This window comes from Rhizobium terrae (assembly GCF_003425685.1).
Lineage (GTDB): Bacteria > Pseudomonadota > Alphaproteobacteria > Rhizobiales > Rhizobiaceae > Neorhizobium > Neorhizobium terrae.
This window is the reverse complement of record NZ_QJKM01000009.1, coordinates 234,020-259,050: the sequence shown is the minus strand read 5'-3', so window position 1 is coordinate 259,050 and position 25,031 is coordinate 234,020. Positions and strand designations below refer to the sequence as shown.

25 protein-coding genes are annotated in these 25,031 nt (G+C 61.8%); 14 read left to right on the top strand and 11 right to left on the bottom strand.

The window, feature by feature from the left end; all coding sequences use genetic code 11:
* Positions 1–82 precede the first annotated feature (82 nt).
* The 4 genes from DMO26_RS18740 (at position 83) to DMO26_RS18725 (ending at position 2,935) form a co-directional block, all read left to right on the top strand.
* Positions 83–889 (top strand): hypothetical protein, encoded by an 807-nt coding sequence (locus DMO26_RS18740; RefSeq protein WP_117193683.1) that lies wholly within the window; start codon positions 83–85, stop codon positions 887–889.
* Positions 890–1,034: 145 nt separating this feature from the next.
* A complete protein-coding gene (locus DMO26_RS18735) occupies positions 1,035–1,967 on the top strand; it encodes a ribose-phosphate pyrophosphokinase (protein WP_117193682.1) in 933 nt (310 codons plus the stop codon).
* Positions 1,968–2,029: 62 nt separating this feature from the next.
* A complete protein-coding gene (locus DMO26_RS18730; protein ID WP_226951344.1) occupies positions 2,030–2,563 on the top strand; it encodes a Kazal-type serine protease inhibitor domain-containing protein in 534 nt (177 codons plus the stop codon).
* A 114-nt stretch (positions 2,564–2,677) separates the two neighbouring features.
* The gene (locus DMO26_RS18725; RefSeq protein WP_117193681.1) at positions 2,678–2,935 is read left to right on the top strand and encodes a hypothetical protein; all 258 of its coding nucleotides are present in this window, start codon (positions 2,678–2,680) and stop codon (positions 2,933–2,935) included.
* A gap of 52 nt (positions 2,936–2,987) precedes the next feature.
* Here DMO26_RS18725 and DMO26_RS18720 read toward each other — a convergent pair whose 3' ends face one another.
* The gene (locus DMO26_RS18720) at positions 2,988–5,039 is read right to left on the bottom strand and encodes a putative bifunctional diguanylate cyclase/phosphodiesterase (RefSeq protein ID WP_117193680.1); all 2,052 of its coding nucleotides are present in this window, start codon (positions 5,037–5,039) and stop codon (positions 2,988–2,990) included.
* Positions 5,040–5,225: 186 nt separating this feature from the next.
* Entirely contained in the window at positions 5,226–6,671 is a 1,446-nt protein-coding gene (locus DMO26_RS18715) for a hypothetical protein (RefSeq protein ID WP_117193679.1), read from the bottom strand.
* A 268-nt stretch (positions 6,672–6,939) separates the two neighbouring features.
* Here DMO26_RS18715 and DMO26_RS18710 point away from each other — a divergent pair, with 268 nt between their 5' ends.
* The 6 genes from DMO26_RS18710 to prmB all read left to right on the top strand — a co-directional run bounded on the left by DMO26_RS18710 (position 6,940) and on the right by prmB (position 13,237).
* Positions 6,940–7,551 carry a 50S ribosomal protein L25/general stress protein Ctc gene (locus DMO26_RS18710; RefSeq protein WP_117193678.1) on the top strand — a complete coding sequence of 204 codons (612 nt, stop codon included), beginning with the start codon at positions 6,940–6,942 and terminating at the stop codon, positions 7,549–7,551.
* 213 nt (positions 7,552–7,764) lie between these two features.
* On the top strand, positions 7,765–10,143 hold the full coding sequence (locus tag DMO26_RS18705; RefSeq protein ID WP_117193677.1) for an EAL domain-containing protein: 2,379 nt from the start codon (positions 7,765–7,767) through the stop codon (positions 10,141–10,143).
* A gap of 67 nt (positions 10,144–10,210) precedes the next feature.
* Positions 10,211–10,936 carry a substrate-binding periplasmic protein gene (locus tag DMO26_RS18700; protein WP_117193676.1) on the top strand — a complete coding sequence of 242 codons (726 nt, stop codon included), beginning with the start codon at positions 10,211–10,213 and terminating at the stop codon, positions 10,934–10,936.
* 91 nt (positions 10,937–11,027) lie between these two features.
* Positions 11,028–11,750 carry an aminoacyl-tRNA hydrolase gene (gene pth, locus DMO26_RS18695; RefSeq protein WP_117193675.1) on the top strand — a complete coding sequence of 241 codons (723 nt, stop codon included), beginning with the start codon at positions 11,028–11,030 and terminating at the stop codon, positions 11,748–11,750.
* A 4-nt stretch (positions 11,751–11,754) separates the two neighbouring features.
* Entirely contained in the window at positions 11,755–12,207 is a 453-nt protein-coding gene (locus DMO26_RS18690) for a GNAT family N-acetyltransferase (protein ID WP_117193674.1), read from the top strand.
* An 88-nt stretch (positions 12,208–12,295) separates the two neighbouring features.
* The gene (gene prmB, locus DMO26_RS18685; protein ID WP_117193673.1) at positions 12,296–13,237 is read left to right on the top strand and encodes a 50S ribosomal protein L3 N(5)-glutamine methyltransferase; all 942 of its coding nucleotides are present in this window, start codon (positions 12,296–12,298) and stop codon (positions 13,235–13,237) included.
* 21 nt (positions 13,238–13,258) lie between these two features.
* Here the strand turns inward: prmB and clpS are convergent, their stop codons facing one another.
* The 3 genes from clpS to DMO26_RS18670 all read right to left on the bottom strand — a co-directional run bounded on the left by clpS (position 13,259) and on the right by DMO26_RS18670 (position 14,320).
* Positions 13,259–13,567: an ATP-dependent Clp protease adapter ClpS gene (gene clpS / locus DMO26_RS18680; protein WP_117193672.1), complete on the bottom strand. Its 309-nt coding sequence runs from the start codon at positions 13,565–13,567 to the stop codon at positions 13,259–13,261.
* Between the two features lie 98 nt (positions 13,568–13,665).
* Positions 13,666–14,064, bottom strand: coding sequence for a type II toxin-antitoxin system VapC family toxin (locus DMO26_RS18675; protein WP_117193671.1), 399 nt, complete (start codon positions 14,062–14,064; stop codon positions 13,666–13,668).
* On the bottom strand, positions 14,054–14,320 hold the full coding sequence (locus tag DMO26_RS18670; RefSeq protein WP_117193670.1) for an AbrB/MazE/SpoVT family DNA-binding domain-containing protein: 267 nt from the start codon (positions 14,318–14,320) through the stop codon (positions 14,054–14,056). The genes DMO26_RS18675 and DMO26_RS18670 overlap by 11 nt, the downstream gene beginning before the upstream one ends.
* 137 nt (positions 14,321–14,457) lie before the next feature.
* On the opposite strand from DMO26_RS18670, the gene ychF reads away from it, so the two are divergent.
* A complete protein-coding gene (gene ychF / locus DMO26_RS18665) occupies positions 14,458–15,561 on the top strand; it encodes a redox-regulated ATPase YchF (protein ID WP_117193669.1) in 1,104 nt (367 codons plus the stop codon).
* A gap of 36 nt (positions 15,562–15,597) precedes the next feature.
* Here ychF and DMO26_RS18660 read toward each other — a convergent pair whose 3' ends face one another.
* On the bottom strand, positions 15,598–16,692 hold the full coding sequence (locus DMO26_RS18660) for a hypothetical protein (RefSeq protein WP_162894969.1): 1,095 nt from the start codon (positions 16,690–16,692) through the stop codon (positions 15,598–15,600).
* 174 nt (positions 16,693–16,866) lie between these two features.
* On the opposite strand from DMO26_RS18660, the gene DMO26_RS18655 reads away from it, so the two are divergent.
* Complete coding sequence (locus tag DMO26_RS18655; protein WP_117193764.1) at positions 16,867–17,325, top strand: MaoC family dehydratase; 459 nt, start codon at positions 16,867–16,869, stop codon at positions 17,323–17,325.
* Complete coding sequence (locus tag DMO26_RS18650; protein ID WP_117193667.1) at positions 17,322–17,789, top strand: MaoC family dehydratase; 468 nt, start codon at positions 17,322–17,324, stop codon at positions 17,787–17,789. Before DMO26_RS18655 ends, DMO26_RS18650 begins: the two co-directional genes overlap by 4 nt.
* A 168-nt stretch (positions 17,790–17,957) precedes the next feature.
* On the opposite strand, the gene DMO26_RS18645 is transcribed toward DMO26_RS18650, so the two are convergent.
* The 4 genes from DMO26_RS18645 to petA form a co-directional block, all read right to left on the bottom strand.
* Positions 17,958–18,497, bottom strand: a complete 540-nt coding sequence (locus DMO26_RS18645) for an adenine phosphoribosyltransferase (protein WP_117193666.1) — start codon at positions 18,495–18,497, stop codon at positions 17,958–17,960.
* 386 nt (positions 18,498–18,883) lie between these two features.
* Complete coding sequence (locus DMO26_RS18630) at positions 18,884–19,768, bottom strand: cytochrome c1 (RefSeq protein ID WP_117193665.1); 885 nt, start codon at positions 19,766–19,768, stop codon at positions 18,884–18,886.
* A gap of 26 nt (positions 19,769–19,794) precedes the next feature.
* On the bottom strand, positions 19,795–21,051 hold the full coding sequence (locus tag DMO26_RS18625) for a cytochrome b (protein ID WP_117193664.1): 1,257 nt from the start codon (positions 21,049–21,051) through the stop codon (positions 19,795–19,797).
* 14 nt (positions 21,052–21,065) lie between these two features.
* Complete coding sequence (gene petA / locus DMO26_RS18620) at positions 21,066–21,644, bottom strand: ubiquinol-cytochrome c reductase iron-sulfur subunit (protein ID WP_117193663.1); 579 nt, start codon at positions 21,642–21,644, stop codon at positions 21,066–21,068.
* A 390-nt stretch (positions 21,645–22,034) separates the two neighbouring features.
* Between petA and DMO26_RS18615 the strand changes: the two genes are divergently transcribed.
* Complete coding sequence (locus DMO26_RS18615) at positions 22,035–22,973, top strand: endonuclease/exonuclease/phosphatase family protein (protein WP_162894968.1); 939 nt, start codon at positions 22,035–22,037, stop codon at positions 22,971–22,973.
* A gap of 5 nt (positions 22,974–22,978) precedes the next feature.
* Here DMO26_RS18615 and DMO26_RS18610 read toward each other — a convergent pair whose 3' ends face one another.
* Positions 22,979–24,841 carry an ABC transporter ATP-binding protein gene (locus DMO26_RS18610; protein ID WP_117193661.1) on the bottom strand — a complete coding sequence of 621 codons (1,863 nt, stop codon included), beginning with the start codon at positions 24,839–24,841 and terminating at the stop codon, positions 22,979–22,981.
* Positions 24,842–25,031 lie beyond the last annotated feature (190 nt).

Genomic DNA, 25,031 nt, shown 5'->3' with positions numbered 1-25,031 from the left:
GCAGGCGACGAAGCAGGCGGTTGACAGTGAGCAAAGGCCAATTCTAAGCTTCCCGCCGAGAAATCTATGGCGGGAGGCTGGGATGCGGCGTTTCGGAAGGTGGTTTTCCGCTGCGCTGCTGCTTGCCGCACTCTCCTCCTGCAACACGACCGAAGCCCTGACGCCGCAGGTGGATGTCGGCGGCGGCACGAGATCCTCCCGGCCCGTGACCCAGGCCGACACCGACCGGATGGCGCGCTCGCCCCAGCCGGAAACCTATAATCCGCGACAGGCGGGCGGCTATCAGCAGGGCCCCCAGAACACCCTGGAAGCCCAGGCCCGCGCGCTCGAATCCGGCGGCGTGTCCCCGTCTTCCTCCGGCCCGCCGCCGCAATGGCAGGGTCAGGGACAACAGGCGCAGCAGGTCGAACGGCAGACGGCGGCGGCTTCCCCTCCGTCGCAGCAAACTGCGACTGCCCAGCCGGAGGCCCAGCAGCAGGGCGAACCGCAGCAGAACGCCTCGCTCCCTTCCGCCGCCCCGGCAGCGGGAACGATCCGTTTCCTGCCGATCATCGGGGCGCCGGTCCAGGCAGTCACGCCGCTGTCGCGCCAACTCGGCGCCCAGGCACGCGCCAGCGGGCTCACCATCCGTCCGTCCGGCGACACCAATACGGAACACATTCTCAAAGGTTATTTCTCCGCCTTCGCCGATGGCGGCCGGGTCACCATCGTTTATGTCTGGGACATTCTGGACGGTTCCGGCGCCCGTCTCCACCGCATGCAAGGGCAGGAGCGCATCCCGGCAAACGGGTCCGATCCCTGGGCGGCAGTGCGGCCCTCCATCATGGAGGCCATCGGCAACAAGACCATTCAGGATTACATGAGCTGGCGCCGGTCGCGCGGGGGATGAGGCGCGACGGCGAGCCGAAGTGCAGCCCGAAAGCCACTGGTCATAGTTTCTTCATAAAAAACCGTGAGCAGGTGCGAAACGCACTTGCATTCGAAGGCGGCGGCGGTAAAAGGCCCGCATCCAGCTTCAAAACAGGCGGACCGCAATGAAGGTTTTCGCAGGCAATTCGAACCGGCACCTTGCCGACGCGATCTGCAGATACATCAATGTTCCAGTCGGAAAAGCCAGCGTCAGGCGATTTGCAGACCAGGAAATCTTCGTTGAAATTCAGGAAAATGTGCGCGGGGAAGACATTTTCGTCATCCAGTCGACGTCGTTTCCGACCAACGACCACCTGATGGAACTGCTGATCATGATCGATGCGTTCCGGCGCGCTTCCGCGCGGCGCATCACGGCGGTTCTCCCCTATTTCGGTTATGCCCGCCAGGACCGCAAAGCCGGCGGGCGCACACCGATCTCCGCCAAGCTCGTCGCCAACCTGATCACCGAGGCCGGCGCCGACCGGGTGCTCACGCTCGACCTGCATGCCGGCCAGATCCAGGGCTTCTTCGACATCCCTACCGACAACCTCTTCGCGGTGCCGATCCTCGCCCGCGACGTCAAGGAACACTATGACCTGAACAACGTCATGGTCGTTTCGCCGGACGTCGGCGGCGTGGTGCGCGCCCGCGCGCTGGCCAAACGCATCGACTGTCAGCTTGCGATCGTCGACAAGCGCCGCGAGCGCGCCGGCGAATCGGAAGTGATGAACGTCATCGGCGATGTGGAAGGCAAGGACTGTCTCCTGATCGACGACATCGTCGATTCCGGCGGAACGCTCTGCAATGCGGCGGAAGCACTTCTGAAGAACGGCGCAACCAGCGTCACCGCCTATATCACCCATGGCGTGCTCTCCGGTGGCGCGGTCGCCCGCATCGCTGCTTCGAAACTGCGCGAACTGGTGATCACCGACTCGATCCAGCCGACCACGGCGGTGCAGTCGGCCCACAACATCCGCGTCATCACCACCGCCAACCTGCTCGGCGAGGCGATCAATCGCACCGCGATGGAATCCTCCGTCTCCAGCCTGTTCGACTGAGCTTTTTCAACTATCCGTGATCAGATAGACTCGTCCCCGATCACAACGAGGGATGAGTCGCCATGTATTCCAATTCCGGCCCGTTGAAGAAATTATCTCTTCTCCTTCTGCTCCCGGTGCTGTCGGCCTGCGTCGAAGGCGGTCCGAGGCCCGGCCCTGGCGGTTATTATCCGCCGCCGCGCCCCCAGCCGCAGCAGATGTGCACCATGGAATATCGCCCGGTCTGCGGCGAGCGCAGCGGCCGGTTCGAAACCTTCGGCAACGCCTGCCAGGCAGGCTCTCGCGGCTACCGGATCGTCAGCCCCGGCGAATGCCGCGGCTCCGGAACCTACCCGCCTCCAGGCCGGCCGGACCGCCCCGACTGGAACCCGCCCGGCAGGCCGGACCGCCCCGACTGGGATCGCCCGAACCGCCCCGACAGGCCGGATTGGGACCGGCCCGACCGCCCGGGCCGGCCGGAGCGTCCCGGCATCTGCACCCGCGAATACCGCCCGGTCTGCGGCCAGAGCGGCGGCCGCACCCAGACTTTTCCGAACGCGTGCGAGGCGTCGAATGCCGGCTTCGGCGTCATAGCCTCGGGTGAATGCCGGCGGTAAGCGATCGGCGCGGGATAAAGTCGAACCTCCGAAGAAAAGCACCGGAACGGTCGCTCCGGTGTTTTGCCTTGCGGGAAGGCTTCGGTTAGAAGGCTCCCGAAGAAGGAGACCCGCATGGCTGCACGCGACCGCTATTCCAGAAAACTCGAATGCTCCCAGTGCGGCAATACCGGTTTTGCGGAAGTCTCGGAAACGGACGACAAACGCGCCAAGAGCCGCGATTTCCGCATGGATGAATTGCCGCGCGGCTTCTTCACGGAATTCGCTTCCGACGATCCGAAGAAATATATGCTGCGCTGCGGCCAGTGCGGCCACAAGTTCCGGTTCGAGCAGAAGACGGTCTATGCGCCGGGCGGCGAACCCCGGCGCTGAAACCATCGATCTGCGGGCTGAAAAACGCCTCCGGCCCGGACGCTCGCGCGATTTACGCGACCTTGGCGACTGAGGGAGCGCTCTCGTCGTTGACGATATGCTCGATCCCGAGCCGCGGGCTCGGCTTGCCAAACAGATAACCCTGCACCTGCATGCAGCCTTCCTTGCGCAGGAATGCGATATGCTCGTCGGTCTCCACGCCTTCCGCCAGCACCGGAATATCGAGGCTGGACGCAAGGATCAGCGTCGAGCGGACGATCGCCGCCGATTGCGCATTGGCGCCGATCCCGTCGACGAAGGTGCGGTCGATCTTGATCTTGTCGAACGGGAAGGACATCAGTGTCGAGAGCGACGAATAGCCAGTGCCGTAGTCGTCCATGGCGATCTTCACGCCGAGGCTTTTCAAGTGCCGGATCGTCTGCAGCGCGCGCTGATGGTCGGCGATGATGCCGGATTCGGTAATCTCCAGTTCCAGCCGATCGGCGCTCAGGCCCGTCGCTTTCAGGATGGCGTCCACCCTGAGCGGGAGCTTGGGGTCGGCCAACTGCTGGGGCGCCACATTGACCGCGATCCCGAACGGATTCCTCCAGGTGGCCGCCTCGGCGCAGGCCGCCCGCAACACCCATTCGCCGAGCTCGTTGATGAAGCCGGTGCGTTCGGCGATCGGAATGAAGTCGTTCGGCGAGACGAGCCCCCGCGTCGGATGGTTCCATCGCAACAGCACCTCGAAACCGACCACCTCGCCCGAATAGGTGTCGTTCTGAAGCTGGTAGTAGAGTTCGAATTGACCGGAGGCGAGGCCCGAACGCATGTCCATCGCCAGCGCGTTGCGCTCGCGGACGGCCTGATCCATCGAGCTGTCGTAGAAGCAGATCGCATTGTCGCCCGTCTGCTTGGCGCGGTACATGGCGACATCCGCATGCGCCAGCAGATCGTCCACGCTCTCTGCCTCTCCCGGATAAAGGGCGATGCCGACACTCGACCCCACGGAGAGCGTATTGCCGTTCCATTCGATGGGTTTGCAGATCTCGCCGAGCAGCCGCTTGGCGAGGACCAGCGCGTCTGACCGTCTGTAATACATCTGTTTGAGGGCGACGAACTCGTCGCCGCCAACCCGGGCGATGAACTCACCCTCGCCCATCGCCTGCGCCAGCCTGTTGCCGATCGTACGGAGCACCGCGTCACCGGCCGCGTGGCCGTGAACGTCGTTGATCTCCTTGAAACGGTTGAGATCGAACGAAAGGACGGCGATACGGGCAGTCGGGTCCGCGGGCCGCGCGGTGATCTCCGCCAGCTGCTCGTTAAAGGCGGCGCGATTGGCAAGGCTGGTCAACGGGTCATGGAGCGAGAGATGGCGGTACTGCTCGACCGCAGCCTGGGTCGTGCGGGCATCGAGGAGATAGGTCGCGGCCGTCAGCGCGAGCAGGATCAGCATCAGCGACAGGACGCCGAAGCCGAGCACGATCGGCGGGACGGCTTCCGCCGGCATCACGGCACGGGGATCGAGGAGGATGCGCACAGCTCCCATGCCGGTGAAGTGGGTCGTGGCAATGGCGAGAACCAGAATGACCACCGAGCCGTACTTGCAGAAACGGGTGACCGGCCGGACGACACGACTGATGGAAAGCGCACCGAAGACCGCTGCAAAGACCAGCGACGTGACGACATAGCGTTGATCCCACTCGATCACGCCCTGCACCTCGTAGGCGGCCATGCCCACATAATGCATCGCCGCGATACCGAGGCCCATGATGGTTCCACCCGCCTCGACCGCCAGCGAGCGGCGCCCGACGACGGCGATGCCAAGACCCGCCGTGGCTGTCGCCACAGCGACGGCGAAGGACCAGAGCGTCGGGCCGGGCGCATACCCCGCCTGACCACCGCCGAGAAACCCGAGCATCGCGAGGAAATGGGTGGTCCATGTCGTCGATCCGCCGATGAATCCGGCCAAAAAGATCCATATCCCCTGCTCGACACCGTGCCCGCGCCGGGCACGCGAAAAAAGCCGTATCGTCAGAAAGGACCCGACGATACAGATCAGGACCGCGCAGCCGATATAGCGAAGGTCGTGTTCAAGGAACAGGCAGGAGAAGACGCGAAACATGAAGCTCTGTTGCTTTTCAATTGATTTGATTGAAAAACTTTAACACCGAAACATGTTAGAATGGTTCCCGCGGATGGTAAACGGGAACCTGACATCCGGGTTCGATTTCCGAAGGGCGAAAAATCAAGCCCGCCTGCCAAATTTCCCCTCAGTCAAATCCCTTCTCAGTCAAATCCCTCCGCCACATCATTGCAGCGTCTGCCCGTTGACCGTGAATGTCTGCCCATCCTCGATCTTCAGATCCCAGCGCAGCCGTCCATCCGGCTCCGTCTTCGCCATGCCCTTCGCCATCATGATCGCAAAGGAAGCCTGGTTGAATTGCGGATCGACCTTCGCCGCCCCCTGGAAATACTGGATCAGCCTATCGATATCCCGGGCGAAGACGGTGGTTTCGAGCGTGAAGTCATCCTTCTCTTCCGGATTGCCCTTGATCTCGCCGGACGCTTCCAGGTCGTAGAGCGACGACTTGGCGATCACCTTCGGAAAATCGATGGTGAGCTGCCCGTCGTTGAGGAAGGCCTTGCCCAGCCGCTCGCCCTGCTCCTCCGGCAGCGGACCGGATTTGGAAAGATCAACCTCCATCAGCACGTCGACGAAATTCGTAAAATTGAGATCGGCGATCCCGACCTGTACATCCGCCATGTCGGGCATCAGCTGCGCATAGACTTCCGGAACGAGGCCGGGCGGTGTGGATATTTTCTCGATGCGGGCGCCGATGCCGATCCGTGTCGCTTCGGCGGGCTCAGTCATCGTCAGCAGGTAGTCGAGCTTGCCAAGGCCGAAATCGCCGACCGGGCTTGCGACCGTGAACTGGTTGAAGGTGATCTTTTCGGAAAGCGCGGTGAAGAACGGCATGGCGCCGCGGATCAGTTCCTTCAGGCTGGCGATCTCGGCTTCCGAAGGTTTGTCGTTTTTCACCAGCGCCAGAATGAAGGACATCAGGTCGCGGATTTTCGTCGCGACCACCCCTTCGACCCCGACGTCGAAATCGAGGCTTTCGGCCCGGATCTGCACCGGCGGCGTTTCAGGCGCGACGATCCGCTCGTAAAATCTCGAAAACGACCCTTTGCCGGTGAAATCCACCGCACCCGCCGTCTTGCCATTGGCGGACGCGAGCGAGTAGGTCATCCCGGCGAAGCTCGCTTCGACCTCCTCAGGTCCGCTTTTCGACACCATGCGGATCGGGCCGGACGTTGCCTCGCCCGAGCGCAGGTAGCTGATCGCCGGGTCGAAAATTCCCGAAAAGACCATGTCGGTGATGGAATAGGTGATATTCGTCCGCTTGCCGTCGGGCATCTTGCCTTCGACGGCGATATTGACGTCGTTGTCGCTGTTGAGCTTCCACTGGCCGTTGTCGAGCGGCGCCGCGAGGACCAGGAGCGGTTTCAGGCCGGAAATCTTGAAATCCTTGATGCCGACGCTGGCCACAAGCTTGGCGAAGTCGTAGGAAATCTCATAGCGTTCCCCCGCCGGCTTGACCGTCAGGAAGCCGCTCCGGCGCGCCTGATCCGGCAGAAACTGCGTGAGGCTGTCCTTGAGGGCGGTGGCACCCTTCTGGTTGATCTCCGCCGCCTGGGCGAAAGTGATGGAGAGCGCCGCCGCAATGCCGGTCGCAATCAAAGTCCGCTTCATGTATAGAGCCCTTCCCTCGTTGGCCGGGGTGAATTTGGAAGAAGCGACGGCGAAGTCAAGCCGGCTAACGGTGTTTGCCCCGGTATTTGCCCGCGTGTTCGCCACCGAAAAGCTTGCACGCGCCGCTCCATTGTATTATAGCCCGCCCGTCCGCGTAGACACCCTTGGAGGCAACGCGGATGAAGCGCATCGGATGGTGCCCTTCGGTTTGATGCGGCGATTTGCTCGCCTGCGGAAAACTCTCCAAACAACCTCGAAAGGATATGCCATGAGCCACGCATCTTACGAGCTCAAGGCCGAGGCGCGCGAACGGGTAGGTAAGGGGTCCTCCCGTGAACTTCGCCGCAACGGTTTCATTCCCGCTGTCATCTATGGTGACAAGCAGGCCCCTATTTCCATCGCGCTCAACACCAACGAGGTGACGAAGCGCATCCACGCCGGCGGCTTCATGACCACCGTCGCCACGATCGATATCGATGGCCAGAAGATCCAGGTTCTGCCGAAGGACTACCAGCTGGATCCGGTCCGCGACTTCACCATGCACGTGGATTTCCTGCGCGTTTCCGGCGATACGGAAGTTTCCGTTGAAGTTCCGGTTCACTTCGTCAACGAAGAGAAGTCCGCGATCAAGATCGGCGGCGTTCTGAACATCGTTCGCCACGAAGTCGAGCTGTACTGCCCGGCCAACGACATTCCGGAATTCATCACGGTCGACCTCGCAGGCGCCAAGATCGGCGACAGCCTGCACATCTCCGCCGTCAAGCTGCCCAAGGGCGTGCGTCCGGTCATCGCCGACCGCGATTTCACGATCGCGACGATCGTCGCTCCGGCTGCCGGCGTCGATGAAGGTACGACTGAAGAAGCACCTGCTTCCGAATAAGCCTTCACCGCAATTTGAATAGAGATGACCCGCCTTCAGAAGAAGGCGGGTTTTTTATTGTTCGCGGAAATGATTTCGTAACGCTACTTTTGCGATTCATCTGAATCTTGGCATGCTCGTTTCAGTGAAGTTTAATGAATAGGTGAAACGATAGACGTTACTTCAGCATGAGGGGTAAGCCGGTCAGCCGGAAAGTGAGTGCGGGGAAAACGAATGACTCGTTCCGTTGAGAGTCGTTTTATTGCGATTATTTCGGGCGCCCTTCTGGTCGTCGTGGCTCCGCTGTTCACGCTTTTCCTGGCGCTCTCCTCGCAGCAGGCTGCCAAGAATCTCAGCGAACACGTCAATGTCGTGCTGATCACCAATTCCCAGGCGCTCGGCAAGCCGCTCTGGGATCTCGATACCGACAGCATCCACCAGATCGCGTCCATGCTGATCGCCGATCCCGCCATCCACGGCGTGCAGATCAGCGACAATGTGGGCAAGCTGAACATTTCCGAAGTGGACGTGAACCCGGCCGACTTCCGCGGACTGGAGTCGATCTCCGAACCGATCTTCTACAAGACCGCCCAGAGCACCCGCAATGTCGGCAGCCTCACCGTTTACGTGCCCAAACTCGGCTGGTTTTCGGCGCTGCACCAGATGGAAATGGCCTTCATCTCCATCTTCATCATCGCCATCCTGACGGTCTTCGGCGCCGCGATCCTCGGCAATCGCGTCATGGTCATCAAACCGCTGATGCGGCTGACGGCCGCTATAGAGGCGACCCGGCGGCTCGGTTCGCGCCATCATGTCGACTGGCGCTCGAACGACGAAATGGGACGGCTCGCCAGGAGCTTCAACGAAATGCAGACGCTGCTGGAACGGGAGGAGCGCGAGCTGAAGCGCGCCCATCAGCAGACGACGGAAATCTACAACCTGACGCCCGCCATGCTGTTTTCGCTGACGGCCAGCGACCAGATCGCCGCGGTCAGCGACTACTGGCTGCTCGCCACCGGCTATCGCCGCGAGGACGTGCTCGGCCACCCATTCTCCGAACTCGTGGCGCCATCGCACCGCCAGATCTACGCAAGGCGCAAGGCGCAGGTAAAAACCAGCGGTCCGGCCATCGAAGTGACGGTCCGCTTCCTCTGCGCCGATGGGCGCATGATGGACGTCCTGATCGTCGAAACGGAACTGGGAACGGCAAGCGGAAACATTCCCGGCTCGCTGAGCGTCATGACCGACGTGACCGAACTGAAGCAGTCGGAACTGCGCAACCACCAGCAGGCGATTTCCGACCACCTGACCGGCCTTTTGAACCGCCAGGGATTTGAATCCATGCTCGACCGGCAGATCGTCGAGGCGGATCGGGCCGGCACCGAAGTTGCCTGCCTTTTCATCGATCTCGATCGCTTCAAGTCGATCAACGACAATCTCGGCCATGCGGCAGGCGATTCCGTGCTCTGCCAGTTCGTCGAGCGGACGAAGCCGTTGCTGCGCGACGGCGACAGCGCCTCCCGCCTCGGCGGTGACGAATTTGCCATTCTCATCACCGGCGAAGGCACGGAGCGCCGCGCCACGGAACTGGCCCAGAAGATCGTCGACATGTTCGAAGTGCCCTTCCGCGTCGAAGGCACCAGCGTAAGGCTCAGCGCCTCGATCGGCCTCGCCTTCTATCCGAGCCACGCAGCGAGCGCCGCCGAACTTCTGCAGAAATCCGACATGGCGATGTATGCCCGCAAGCGCGACGGCAAGAACGGCGCCCATGTCTACGATCCCGCGATCCTCGACCAGACGCGGGAACGCGCCGAGATCGAGAGCGATATCGAGGTCGGTATCGCGGCCAGCTGGTTCGAGGCGCATTTCCAGCCGATCGTCGATATCGAAACCGGCATCCCCTCGGGCTTCGAAGCGCTGATGCGCATGCGCCATCCCCGCAAGGGCCTGATGTCGCCGGGCGGCATCGTCAGCGTCGCCGAGGAGACCGGCTCGATCGGGCAGATCGGCAACCTCATCCTGGAAGACGCCATGGCGAACCTCGCCCGCGTCTCCCGCCTGCCCGGCATGGGCGACGCCTACGTGGCCGTCAATTTCTCGCCGCTTCAGTTCGAACCGGGCCTGCCGACCCGGCTTGCAGCCCTCCTCGCCCGTTACGGCATTCAGCCGTCGCGGCTGGTGGTGGAAATCACCGAAGCCGTGCTGATGCACGACAACCCGGAAATCCGCACCATCCTCAACGAGATCCACCGTTTCGGCTGCCGCATCGCCCTCGACGATTTCGGCACCGGCTATTCCTCGCTGAGTTATATGAGCCGCTTCCCGGTCGATATCGTCAAGATCGACCAGTCCTTCGTCCGGTCCCTGACCGAAATGGCCGGCGACATCGGAACCAAGAACCGCATGCTGGTCGAGGGCATCAGCGCGATTTCGCACAAGATGAACTGCAAGGTCGTCGCGGAAGGCGTCGAGACCGAGGAGCAGCGCGCCCTGCTGCAGCAGATGGGCATCGATTTTGCCCAGGGTTACCTCTTCTCAAGGCCGCGTGAAATATCCGATTTGCTTTCGGCCCTATCCGCCCGGCAGGCCGAAGTGAGGTCCATGGCGAGTTAGCGAAGATCGCCCCCGCCGGACGAACGCTGGGTCAGGAATGACTGCATGATCGTTAGGAGGGGAACAGATGAAAATCGCAATGCTTCTTCTCGCCTGCCTCAGCCTCGCAAATGATGCGAGAGCCCAGCAACCCATCGTCTTTTCGACCGAATCCTATCCGCCCTTCAGTTATCAGGAACCGGGCGGCAACTATCGGGGTGCCGGCATCGACCAGATCGAGCTCATCATGAGCGACATCGGAACGCCGTTCACGCTGGAGATCCTGCCCTGGGCGCGTGCCATCGCGCTTGCTGAGACGCAATCCATGCATTGCGTTTTCGCCGCCGCCCGCACGCCCGAACGCGAGCCGCGTTTCAAATGGGTGGTGCCGCTCTTCATCGACCGAAACGTCCTCGTCAGGCATGCCGGATCGGGTGTTGCCGCGACCACGATCGACGAGGCGCGGCGTTATACGGTCGGCACCCATCGGGCCGACTATACGGAAAGCATCCTGACCAACGCCGGCTTTGCGAAGATCGAGCTCAGCGCCGATATCGATACGACGCTGCGCAAGCTGCTTCAGGACCGCATCGACCTGATGCCCATGTCGGAAGGCGTTTATGAGAAGCTCCGCGCTCAAGGAATCCCGATCGAAAAGGTGATGCTGCTTTCCGAACAGAATCTCGGCATTGCATGCAACCGCGACGTTCCCGACGATCTGATCGCGAGAATGCAGGCCAATCTCGACCGACTGATCAAGGACGGCGTCCAGAACGCCATCCTCCAGAGGTACGGCATCAACCTGCCCCAATGAGGGTCTATCGAGGCGCCACGCGAGGAAAGCGGTTGACTTTGCCGGCATTTCGCGTTGGTGAAGGCGAACGGTCCAGAACGGGATTTTCTTCATGCTCATCGTCGCGGGTCTCGGCAATCCCGGCTCCCAATATGCGGGCAACCGCCATAATATCGGTTTCATGGCGGTGGACGCGATCCAGCGCCGTCCGGGCTTTGCGCCCTGGTCGAAGAAGTTCAAGGCGCTTGTTTCGGAAGGCGAACTCGCCGGCGAGAAGGTGCTGCTGGTCAAGCCGCAGACCTATATGAACCTTTCCGGCGAGGCGGTCGGCGAAGCCATGCGCTTCTACAAGCTCGGCCCGGAAAGCATCGTCGCCATCTATGACGAACTCGACCTGCCCGCCGGCAAGGCCCGCATCAAGACGGGAGGCGGCCATGGCGGCCACAACGGCGTCAAATCGCTCGACGCCCATTGCGGCAAGGAATACCGGCGCCTACGCCTCGGCATCGGCCATCCGGGCGCCAAGGAACTGGTGCACAACCACGTGCTCGGCGATTTCGCCAAGGCGGATCAGGCCTGGCTTTCCCCCCTCCTCGACACGCTTGCCGACAATGCCGAGATGCTGGTGAAGGCCGAGGATTCGCAACTGATGAACAAGCTGGCCCTCGCCGTCGGCGGCGAGCCGGACGAGGAAAAGCCGAAGCCGGAGAAACAGCCGAAGCCTGCGGGCAAGTCCCACATCCACCAGGCCCGCGGCGGCACCAGACCCAACCTTCCGACGACAGGTCCTATGGCCGAGATGCTGAAGAAGATGTTCGGCAACAAGGGCGAATGAACCGATGGGCGCCACGAACTTGCTGATCCGCCCGGCGGTAGACGGAGACCTCCCTGCCCTGCTGGAACTCTACCAGCATCTCAATCACGACGAGCCGTCCCCCGAACCGGCGATCGCCGCCGAACAGTTCGACGCTATCCTTGCCCGGCCTGGAATGACCGTCTTCATCGGCTTCGCCGATGGCCGGGCCGCCGCCACGGTGACGCTGATCATCGTCCCGAACCTCACCCGCCTGGGCGCCTCCTATGCCCTGATCGAGAATGTCGTCACCCATGCCGATCATCGCAAGCGCGGTTACGCCGGAGCGCTGATCCGCGCGGCGATCGATGCCGCATGGGCGGCAGGCTGTTACAAGGTCATGCTGCTCACCGGCTCGAAAAATCCGGCGACGCTGCGCTTCTATGAAAGCTGCGGCTTCGATCGCAGCAGGACCGGTTTCCAGATCCGCCGCCTCTGAACATGTCTTCGAGCGCCTTCCGCCGGAAGGGGTAGCGCACCGCCTGCCGAGCGTCTATGGGAAGCCGATACGAAACCGGACATACGAGATGAGCAAGGTCACCGACATCGACGATATCGTCAGCGAACTTTCGACGCTGCGCGACTACTGGCGTTATGCCATCTCCCGATTCAACGCCGCGAACCTGAGCTACGGCCACGGTACGACGACGGCCGGCGACGATGCAGCCTTCCTCTTGCTCGATTCGCTCGACCTGCCGATCGACGCGCTCGACCCCTTCCTCGATGCCCGCCTACTGCCTTCCGAACGCCGGCTGCTTGCCGAGCGGATCGAAACGCGCGTCACGACCAGAAAGCCGTCCGCCTACCTGACCGGCCGGTCCTATATCCAGGGCGTGCGTTTCCACGTCGACGAACGGGTGATTGTGCCGCGTTCGCATATCGGCGAAATCCTGTTCTCGGAATATCTCAGTCCGCAGGGCTCGACCTACCTGCCCGATCCGCTGAGCGTCGAAAGCGCTGTCGACATCTGCACCGGCTCCGGCTGCCTTGCGGTGCTCGCGGCGAAATTTTTCCCGAACGCGGCCGTCGACGCAGTCGATCTGTCGGCCGATGCGCTGGAGGTGGCGAAACTGAACGTCGCGGAACACGAGGCCGAAGGCCAGGTGACGCTGCACGAGGGCGATCTCTTCACGCCACTCGGCAAGAAGAAATACGACCTGATCATCACCAACCCGCCCTATGTCGACCATGAGGCGATGGAGGGTTTTCCCGAGGAATTCCGGGCCGAGCCGGCCATGGCCTTCGATGGCGGCGTAGACGGTCTCGACATCGTCCGTCGGCTGCTTGCGGAAGCCCCCAGACACCTCAATCCGGAAGGCGGAATGATCTGCGAGATCGGGTCGGGTCGCGAAATCCTCGAAGAGGAATATCCGGATCTCGATTTCCTGTGGCTGGAAACGGCCGAATCCCAGGACGCCGTCTTCTGGATTTCGGCGGAAGCGTTGGGTGTCAAAGCGAAGAAAAAATAGCTTCTCGCCGGCAGAACCCGACTACTCCTCGGGTTCGGTGACGAACATCAGCGGAAAACCCGCTTCCTTGGCGAGATCGACGGCTTCCTTGGCCTTGGTCTCGGCAATATCCTTCGCACAGACGACAACCACGGCGGTGCCCAGCTTGTGCGCCGTCATCATCACGCGGTAACCGGTTTCCTCACTCATCCGGAACACGGCTTTCAGCACCATGGTCACGAATTCGCGCGGCGTATAGTCGTCGTTGACGAGGATGACCTTGTAGAGCTTCGGCCGTTCCAGCTTGGGCTTGGTGATTGTCTTCGGTTTAAGGGTAGTGTCTTCGGCCATCGGCCTCTCCTGATGACGCAATCCTATCGGGAGAACATGGGCGCTATATCGCACCGCAATGCGGAAATTTCAAGCAACTGAGCTGTATGGAATGCGAATCATCGGGCGTCGATAAGAGCGGCGCGTCTGCCTTGCGCCCGGACTATTGAAGCAGCCCGCTTATCGAATGTCACAAACATGTCGCCGCCGAGCTTGCGACCTTCGAATTCGACTACGCCATCGGCGAAATCACCACCGGCATCCAGGAAAGCAAGTCCAGCATCCACGAGAGCACGATCTACGACAACCCGCTTGTCAGCAATCAAGAGCCTGACGGCCCGGGCAATCTCGGATCGATTGCTTCGATAAATCCGACGGGCCACCCAGACAAATTCACACAATGCGATGGTCGAGATGAAGAGCGATTCCGCTTCTCTGATATGACGGCGCGCCTCAAGTGCCTGCGCTTCGTCATCTCCAGCCCAGGCGCGGACAATGACATTCGTATCAGGGATCATCGTCGAACCGCACGTCTCCGGCCCAGCCAGCCTCTATAGCGTCCTGTATTTCCTCCAATGTTGCGTGAATATTGTGAGGATTTCCAAAGCTGTTAAAAAAGTCCTCGATATTCCCGCTCGGAACGCTGCGAAGACGAGCTCCTCTTTCAGGGATAAGATCGACATCGATCTCGTCCCCGGGCTTGATGCCAAGATGATCAAGAACCTCTTTTTTCAAGGTGACCTGTCCCTTCGCGGTGACTTTCAATCTGACCATCGCCGTTCTCCGTGCACTTAAAGTAAGGCAAATATGCCTTACTTACAAGGACCGCCTTGCAGCAGAGCCTTGACCGCCCCGACACTTTCCCCCATAGCCACAGCAACGAAATTTCTTCCAATACAGGGTCCGGACCCATGGGTTTCAAATGCGGTATCGTGGGCCTGCCGAATGTCGGCAAGTCCACTCTCTTCAATGCGCTCACCAAGACGGCGGCAGCCCAGGCGGCCAACTATCCGTTCTGCACGATCGAGCCGAACACCGGCGAAGTGGCGGTACCCGATCCGCGCATGCAGAAACTCGCGGCGATCGCCGGCTCCAAGGAAATCATCCCGACCCGCATCTCCTTCGTCGACATCGCCGGCCTGGTGCGGGGTGCCTCGAAGGGCGAAGGCCTCGGCAACAAGTTCCTCGCCAACATCCGCGAAGTCGATGCGGTGGTGCACGTGCTGCGCTGCTTCGAAGACGACGACATCACCCATGTCGAAGGCCGCATCAACCCGGTCGGCGACGCCGACACGATCGAGACCGAGCTGATGCTCGCCGACCTCGAAAGCCTGGAGCGCCGTGTCGAGCAGACCCGCAAGCGTGCTACCGGCAAGGACAAGGATTCGATCGCGCAGCTGCCGGTCATGGAAGCTGTGATCAAGCTCCTGAACGACGGCAAGCCGGCCCGCCTGCTGCTGAAGACGCTGGCGCCCGAGGAGATCGAGATCCTCAAGGGCCTCAACCTGCTCACCTCGCATCCGGTTCTCTATGTCTGCAATGTCGCGGAAGCCGATGCCTCGACCGGCAACAAGCATACCGAGGCCGTCGCCGCCATGGCCAGGGAACAAGGTGCCGAATGCGTGATCATCTCGGCCGCGATCGAATCCGAAGTGGCACAGCTTCCGGAAGAGGAATCGAAGGAATTCCTGTCGGCCCTCGGCCTTGAAGAAGCCGGCCTCGACCGGCTGATCCGCGCCGGCTACCACCTGCTCGACCTGATCACCTATTTCACCGTCGGCCCCAAGGAAACCCGTGCCTGGACGATCGTGCGGGGCACCAAGGCGCCGCAGGCAGCCGGGGTGATCCACACCGATTTCGAACGCGGCTTCATCCGCGCCTTCACCATCTCCTATGACGACTACATCACCTACAAGGGTGAAGTCGGCGCCAAGGAAGCCGGCAAGGGTCGCGACGAAGGCAAGGAATACGTCGTCCACGACGGCGACGTCATCCATTTCCGCTTCAATACGTGATCGACGAGATCATCTCGAAATTCGAAACTGCCGCCCTCACCTGAGTGGCGGCAGTTTTGCCTTCAGGTCCTCGGGCAGCCCGCCAAGCGCCAGCCGCCGCAACTGCGGCCAGCCGATACCGATCGCCAGAACGAAGGCACCGACGATCGAAAGCGCGATGAATACCGCGCTGCCGCCGCCGATCTCGCCATGGCTCAGAATGCTGCCGACCGCGGCAATCAGCGAAAGGAGGCCCGATGTCACGAAGGCGCGGCGATCGATGACGAGACCAATCGCCATCAGCACGACGACGATCGCCAGCACCTTTCCGGCGCTGTCATAGGCCTGCATCCGGTCGAGCGAGAAAAGCCCGTTTCCCTGCCGCAGGAAAACGAAACACAGCATGGCGTAGAGCAGCGCCGGTGCCGCCGCCAGATGCAGCCAGAATGCGATATCGGAGCGCCGTGTCATACGGGCGGGATCGGAAAGGTCGTACCGCATCGCGAGCGAAAAGAGCGCGACCGCGCTGAGAGCGAAGATGGCCGCCGACGGGGTCGGATAGGCATCGGCAAAATCGCTGACGCCGGCCGCGACGCCCAGCAGATAGAACAGCGCCGTCAACAGGAACGCAAAGACCGAAAGCAGCAGGATCGAAAGGCCGATCGGGATGCGGTAGCGCCAATAGAACAGGCCCATGACGAAAGGAAGCGGTAGGAGCATGGCCAGCACCCAGGCGGTGCCGTCAAGCCCGATATCCAGCCGATCCAGAACGAACATCGTGGTGAAAACGGCCCAGATCACGGTCGACAGGCTGAGCACCACGGCCGGCAGGGCGAGCCGCTGCCGCACAACCAGTATTTCAGCCAGAACGACGATGACGGGCAGAAGCGCCAGGATCGAACCCAGCCCCCCGACGCCCGCAAGCAGGATCAGCACGCCGATGGTGATCAGCACGTCGTGAAAGCCGCGAATGAAGCGTGGGGCTTCGGTGTCGACGATTTCACCGGCGACACTGCCGGACAGCTCGGCCGATGCGGCCCCGCCGGCGAGAACGCCGCGCTGCGCGAGATAGGCACCGAGCGGACCCGCCTGCTCCGCAGTGATGAGCCCCTTCTCCGCCGCCCCGTCCAAGACCTGTCTCAACGCGTCCACGAATCCTCCTTCGGGCCTGCCATGATGCGAAGCGTTAGCAGGGAACGATTTCAGGAAAAAGGCAACCGGATCGAGGCGGATTTCCCGCATCAAAAATATTGGGAAGGGAGATTGTGACAAGAGGCGCCACCGCCTAATGTGGCGCCCGTTTTTGAACCCAGCCAAGGCCACACCATGCTCTATTTCGAGGATTTCCTTCCCGGCAACTCCTTCCCTCTCACTGAAAAGAAGGTGACCGCGGAAGAGATCGTCGAATTCGCCGCCGAATTCGACCCGCAGCCCATGCACCTTTCCGAGGCGGCCGGCAAGGAGAGCATTCTCGGCGGGCTTTCGGCCTCGGGCTGGCACACGGCTTCGATGTTCATGCGCATGATGTTCGACGGCTGGCTGTCGAATTCCTCTTCGGAAGGCTCGCCCGGTATCGAGTTCATGGAGTGGAAGAAACCGGTGCTCGCCGGCGACACGCTTTCCGGCCGTTCGACGGTGATCGAATCCCGCGCGCTGCGCTCCCGCCCCGGCATCGGCATGGTCAAGTTCCTGCACGAGGTGGAGAACCAGCGTGGCGAGGTCGTCATGCGCGGCGAGAACCCGATCATGATGCGGTTCCGCAATGCCGAGGTGAATGCCGCATGAGACTGATCGAACTCTCCCCGCCGGGCAGGAAGATCATCACCGGCACGCTTCTCTTCACCGCCGACGACATCGTCCGCTATGCCAGGAAATTCGACCCGCAGCCTTTCCACGTCGATGCGGAAGCGGCGAAGAACTATGTGTTCGGCGGTCTCTGCGCCTCCGGCTGGCACACCTGCGCCGGCTGGATGAAGATGTATATCGCCTATTGGAAAAGCGAGGTGACACGGCTGGAGAGCGAGGGCCTCGTCGCGCCCAAGCTCGGCCCGTCGGCCGGTTTCAAGAAGCTGCAATGGCTGAAGCCGGTCTATGCCGGCGACAGCGTCACCTATTCCGTCTCGCTGATCGAAAGCCGCCCCCTCGCCTCGCGTCCGGGCACCTTCATCAACATGACGGTGTGTGACGGCGTGAACCAGAATGGCGAGGTGGTGATGCGGTACGAGGGCACGGTTCTGGAGTTTCAATAGCGGTTGATTGGATACGCCGCATCTTTTCCGCCGTCATTCCTGTGCTGTCACAGGAAACCAGCCAGCCCACGTCCTTGGGCTGGAAAGCCCCCGCATCGCGGACGCGATGGCTGCCGGATCCCCTGTCACAAGGCTCGGGGGATAACCACAGAGACGTTCGATACCGCCTCAGTGCCCTTCGAACTCCACCAGAGTCCGCACCTCGACGCCCAGCGCCTCAAGCTTCCTGCGACCGCCGAGCTCCGGCAGGTCGATGATGAAGCAGGCCGAGACGATCTCCGCGCCGAGCTGGCGGATCAGCTTCACCGCTCCTTCCGCCGTGCCGCCGGTGGCGATCAGGTCGTCGGTGAGAATGACCTTCTCGCCCGGCTTCAGCGCGTCCACATGGATTTCCATCTCGTCCGTGCCGTATTCCAGGCTGTAGGCCATCCTGACCGTCTGGTGCGGCAGCTTGCCCTTTTTGCGGATCGGCACGAAGCCGGCGGAAAGCTGGTGCGCCAGCGCGCCGCCGAGGATGAAGCCGCGCGCCTCGATGCCGGCGATCTTGTCGATGCCGAGACCGGCATAAGGCTTCACAAGTTCATCCACCGCCTGCCGGAACGCGGCGGCATCGCCTAAAAGCGTGGTGATGTCGCGAAAGATGATGCCGGGCTTCGGATAGTCCGGAATGGAGCGGATGGCGGCGGCAAGATCGATGTGGGAAGACATGAGACCCCGAAAAGAGGATGAAGCCAACAGGAAGAGACGAACCTAGAGCGTTTCCTGGTTATATTGAAGCATTCTGTTGGCTCAAACGGAGTCGGATGGTCGACCGGCCGGCGCGCGTCGTAGCCAGGCTCTACGGCCAAGCCGGCCGGTCGATCAGGCGGCCCGTTTCAGCCAACCCCAAGGGCCGGGCATCTTTCCGCCAGGGCGGAGGCGATCGGCTCGGACGTACCACGAGGTATGCCTCTCGCCAATCGCCTCCGCCCTGACGAAAACCTGCTCCGGCAGCATGCTTCAATATAACCAGGAAACGCTCTAGCAACTGGCGCCCGTTCTCCCAACAAAAAAGGCGGCCGAGTGCCGCCTTTTCCGATCACGAGGTGGAGACCTCAGTGTTCCTTGTTTGCATAGACCGACTTCTTGGTCAGGTAGATGAGGCCGGTGAAGATCAGCAGGAAGACCATGACCATGAAGCCGGTGCGCTTGCGCTCTTCCAGATGCGGCTCGGCGGCCCACATCAGGAATGCCGAAACGTCGCGGGCGTACTGGTCGACCGTCTGCGGGGAACCGTCCTCGTAGGTCACCTGATCGTTGCTGATCGGCGGCGCCATGGCGAGAGCCGCGGCGTTGGCGAAATACGGGTTGTAGTGGGTGCCCTCTGCGACCTCGACACCGGCAGGGGCCTGTTCGTAACCGGTCAGCAGCGAGTGGATATAGTCCGGGCCGCCTTCCTGGTACTGCGTGAAGATGTCGACGATGAACTGCGGGAAACCACGGGTGATGCCGCGCGCCTTGGCGAGCAGCGACATGTCCGGAGGTGCGGCACCGTTGTTGGCGGCGGCGGCAGCCTGGTCGTTCGGATAGGGCGACGGGAAGTAGTCCGAAGGTACGCCCTTGCGGGTGAACATCTCGCCGTCGTCGTTCGGACCATCCTGAACTTCGTATTCCGAGGCGAAGGCCTTCACCTGGGCTTCCGAATAGCCGAGGCTTTCCAACGTGCGGAAGGAGACGAGCTTCATTGAGTGGCAGGCGGAACAGACTTCCTTGTAGACCTTCAGACCGCGCTGGAGCTGTCCCTTGTCGTAATGGCCGAACGGGCCGGAAAAGCTCCATTCTTCCTGCTTTGGGTGCTTGATCGGGAAATGCGGCGTGCCGCCTTCCGCATGCTCTTCGCCGCCGGCGGGAGCCGCCGCGTGGTCCTGCGCCACCACCGTGGTGACGCCGACGCCTGCCACCAGGGCCAGCGAGAAGAGGCTTGCAACGAGCTTTTTCATGTTTTCGATCCCTCTCGGTCGCAGGCTCAGGCGGACTTGCCGCTCTTTTCCAGAACGGCTTCGGTGATGGAGTTCGGAATGCGGCGCGGCGTCTCGAACAGGCCGAGCAGCGGCATGATCACCAGGAAGAAGCCGAAGTAGTAGAGCGTTCCGAGCTGCGACAGGATGGTGTAGATGCCTTCCGCCGGCTGTGCGCCGAGCCAGCCGAGCATGATGGCGTTGGCGACGAAGAGCCAGAAGAACAGCTTGTACCATGGACGGTAGACGGCGGAGCGCACCTTGGAGGTATCGAGCCAGGGCAGGAAGAACAGGATGATGATCGAACCGAACATCACCAGTACGCCGCCGAGCTTTGAGTCGATGAAAAGGATGTTGAAGGTGATGGCGCGCAGCATCGCATAGAACGGCAGGTAGTACCATTCCGGAACGATGTGGGCCGGAGTCTTCAGGGCATTGGCCGGAATGTAGTTGTCCGGGTGGCCGAGATAGTTCGGCATGTAGAAGATGAACCAGGCATAGACGATCAGGAAGACCGATACGCCGAGCGCGTCCTTGAGCGTCGCATAGGGCGTGAAGGCGACGGTATCCGTCTTGGTCTTCACCTCGACGCCGGTCGGATTCGTCTGGCCGGTGACATGCAGCGCCCAGATGTGCAGGACGACGACCCCGGCGATCATGAAAGGCAGCAGGTAGTGCAGCGAGAAGAAGCGGTTGAGCGTCGGCTGATCGACGGCGAAACCGCCGAGCAGGAACTGCTGGATCCATTCGCCGACCAGGGGGAAGGCCGAGAAGAAGCCGGTGATGACGGTCGCGCCCCAGAAGGACATCTGGCCCCAGGGCAGAACGTAGCCCATGAAGCCGGTCGCCATCATCAGCAGGTAGATCACCACGCCGAGGATCCAGAGAATTTCACGAGGCGCCTTGTAGGAGCCGTAGTAGAGGCCGCGGGCGATGTGGAGGTAGACGGCGATGAAGAAGAAGGACGCGCCGTTGGCATGCATATAGCGCAACAGCCAGCCGTGGTTGACGTCGCGCATGATCTTCTCGACCGAGTCGAATGCGACGCCGGTCGCAGCCGCATAATGCATGGCCAGCACGACACCGGTCAGGATCTGAACGATGAGCATCACCGACAGCATGGCGCCGAAGGTGTAGGCATAGTTCAGATTGCGGGGAACGGGATAGGAGACGAAGCTGTCATGGATCATGCGCGGCAGCGGAAGCCGCGAGTCGATCCATTTTTCGATGCCGGTGGACGGCTGGTACGTGGAATGACCGCTCATTAGTATTTATCCCCTCACCCGATCCGGATCACTGTGTCGGACGCAAATGTAAAAGTCGGAATGGCGAGGTTCTCCGGCGCCGGACCCTTACGGATACGGCCCGCCGTATCGTAATGCGAGCCGTGGCACGGACAGAACCATCCGCCGAAATCGCCGGCCTGACCGAGCGGAACGCAGCCGAGATGGGTGCAGGAACCGATCATCACGATCCAGTTTTCCTTGCCCTTGCCGCCGGAACGGTCGGCGCCGGTCGCTTCCGCATCGGCCGGAAGATTGGCGTTGCGGGCGATCGGGTCCTTGAGGTCCGTCAGCGCCACGGCGTTCGCTTCCTCGACTTCCTTCGGCGTACGGTTGCGGACGAAAACCGGCTTGCCGCGCCACTTGACGGTGAGCGACATGCCCGGCTGGAGCGCGGCGACGTTCACTTCGATCGACGCGAGCGCCAGCGTCGAGGCGTCCGGACGCATCTGATCGATGAAAGGCCAGGCGACCGATACCGCGCCGACAGCGCCGGCCATGCCGGTGGTCAGATAAAGGAAATCACGGCGAGTGGGCTCGCCCAGTGTTTCGCTATGTGTGTCGTGCTCGCTCACGGCTTAATCTTCCTTCTCTCGCAATTCGCGAAAACGCATTGCCCGTCCCGGCGAATCTCATTTGAACACAATTCGAACACAGATTCCCCAGCAATCCGGCGCGTTCTATGCTTGATCGCAAAATATGTCCAGTCTTGGCAAGTGTCCGCAGCCAGTTTGTCGCGGGGAAAACGCCGGGTGTTTCCGCAGTCGTCGCAACAGCCGGCGGCAGGCTCCGCAAGAGAATGCCAGGTGCGCCGTCCCCACCGGTAAAATCGAGGTTTTTCCGCAGAAATTCCGGATTATGGCAGCGTCAGCGTTAACCCCGCCGACGTCCGCCGCATTGCAACAAATCAGGCCGCATGATAGGCCATGAACACGACAGAAGGCGGCCGCTCCGGACATACCTGAATGAGACTAGTAATATCGGTCGCCATCTGCGTCATCGTGTCGCTTGTGCTTGGCGCGGTCGCCACGCGCTACATCCATCCGCACTGGATATTTGCCACCCTCCACAGCCTGCAGCTGCACGCGGTCGCGGCCTGTGTCGCCGCGATGATCCTTGCCCTTCTCGTCAGGCGTCACTTCCTCGTCTGGCTGCTGTTTGCCGCCTCTCTGCTCTTTGCCGGCCATACCGTGCTGATGAACCGCGAATTCGCGGCTCCGATGACGGCGGCGGACGAAGGCGCGCCGGTGTTCCGGCTGCTCTCCTTCAACACCCTCAACGACAACTACGAGAACACCGAAGGCATCGTGCGTGCGATCGTTTCGTCCGGCGCCGACCTCGTCAATATCATGGAGGCCGCGCCGCTTCGCATCCATATGGACGAACTGGCGAAGACCTATCCCTACAGGGTCGGCTGCGACGTGCTGATCCGCAACTGCGACCAGGTGATGCTTTCCAAGGTGCCGATCGTGGCGCCGGTGGTGCGCAGCCTGAGCGACATATTCCCGGCTCGCTTCATCCTCGCGACGGTGACGGTCGCGGGCAGGACGATCAGTTTCGCCGGCATTCACACCACCAAGCCCTATTTCGACAATTTCCACTCGCTCGAACTCAGCAGGGCAGCCCTGGCGCTGAGCGAAAGGCCCGGCCCGCTGCTTCTCTCCGGAGATTTCAACGCCTCCAGCCTGGCGCCCAACATGCGCCGCTTCCTGCGCATCACCGGCCTGAAGACCTACGAATGGGAACCCGCCACCTGGCCGATCCGCGCCGGTGCGTTCGGCGTCCCGATCGACCACGTCTATGTGCGTGAACCGTTGAAGATAAAGTCGCTGACACGGCTTCCGGATGCGCTGGGCTCAAACCATTTCGCGCTCCTCGCGGAGATCGCGATCACCGGCCCGTAACCGGCCTATTGCGCCGCATCCGCGGCGAGGAAACCGCCCGATTGCCGCGACCAGAGCTCGGCATAAAGGCCACCGCGGGCGATGAGCTGGTTATGCGTCCCCTCCTCGATGATCCGTCCCTTATCCATCACGACAAGCCGGTCGAGCGCTGCGATGGTGGAAAGCCGATGGGCGATCGCGAGAACCGTCTTGCCCCGCATCAGCCTTTCGAGATTGGACTGGATCGCCGCTTCCACCTCTGAGTCCAGCGCCGACGTCGCTTCGTCCAGCACCAGGATCGGCGCATCCTTGAGCATGACCCGGGCGATCGCGATGCGCTGCCGCTGGCCGCCGGAAAGCTTGACGCCGCGCTCGCCCACATGGGCCTCGAAACCCTTGCGGCCGCGCTGGTCCTCGAGCGCCGCGATGAACGTGTCGGCCTCCGCCCGACGCGATGCCTCGACGAGCTGCTGTTCGGTCGCATCCGGCCGGCCGAACAGGATGTTGTCGCGGATCGAGCGATGCAGGAGCGACGTATCCTGCGTCACCATGCCGATCTGGGCGCGCAGCGATTCCTGGCGAACCCTGGAGATATCCTGTCCGTCGATCAGGATGCGGCCACCTTCCAGATCGTAGAAGCGCAGGAGAATATTGACGAGCGTCGACTTGCCGGCGCCGGAACGTCCGACGATGCCGATCTTCTCGCCCGGCCGGATCGTAAGCGACAGGTTGTCGATGACGCCCCTGCCCCGCCCGTAATGGAAGCTGACGTTCTCGAAGCGGATTTCCGGCGTTCTGACCACGAGTTCGGCCGCATCCGGCTGATCGACGAGCCCGATCGGCTGGGAAATCAGCTCGGCGGAATTCTGGATCGTGCCGATATTGCGCATGATGCCGTTGAGCTGGGTCATCAGCCGGCCGAGCAGGAAATTCAGCCGGAGCATCAGCGCCATGGTAAAGGCGACGGCGCCGGAACTGATCAGGCCCGCCAGCCACAGATGCACGCTCATCGCCGCCATGGTGACGATCATCGTGCCCGACAGGAAGGCCATGGAGGCACGCACGCCGGTGAGCAGCCGCGTAAACGCGATGATCGTATCCTGGAAGCTCTCGAAACCCGAGAGCATGTAGCGGTCGTTCGCCTCGTCGCGGCCGAAGAGCCTCAGCGTCTGGATGTTCGAATAGGCATCCACCATGCGGCCGCTGATCATCGATCCGGCTTCGGCGGAGGCCTTCGAATGCTCGCGGATGCGCGGCACGTAATGGCGGGCGAGAAGGGAGAAGATGGCGAGCCACGCGACGACGACGACGGCAAGCCGCCAATCTAGGCCGGCCACCAGCGCGATCGTCGAGACCGAATAGATGCCGACGAACCAGACGCTCTCCATGAAGGAGGTCAGCACGTCGCCCGTCGCCTGTCCCGCCGACCAGACCTTGGTGACGATGCGGCCGGAAAAATCGTTCTGGAAGAAGGAGAGCGACTGGCGCGACACATGGATGTAGGACTGCCAGCGCACCAGATTGTAGAAGCCCGGCGTGATGACCTGCTGGTCGACAAGCGCCGTGAAGAGACCGATCAGAAAACGGCCGATCCCCACCACGAGCGCCATGACGACGAGTTCCGTCCCGTGGTCGGCAAGCAGCCCCGACCAGCCGTCGGCAGGTTTTGCGGTGTCGAGAATGTCGACCAGCCGGCCGACATACCAGAACATCGCCGCTTCGACGCCGGCAGCAAGCCCGCCCAGCACCAGCATGAGAAAGAAGGGGAGCTTCGCCTGGCCGATATAGAACCAGATGAAACCCAAAAGGCCCGCAGGAGGCTTCAGGTCGTCCCGCCTCGCAAACGGCTTGATCCAGTTTTCGAAGATGCGGAAGACCGGTTTCAACATGAAGCCGATATAGGCGGATTCCCGAAAGTGGCAAAGCGAAAGCGGCGCCGGTGCAGCTTACATTTTCTTAATGTCCGTGCCAGCGAGGAATTGCGGCGCCCTTTTCTTCCTTGGATCCGGCAGAGGCGAAACCGACCTTGAGCATAAAAGGCAACTGACGCCGGCTGGGGGAAGCCGGCGCCAGTTATTC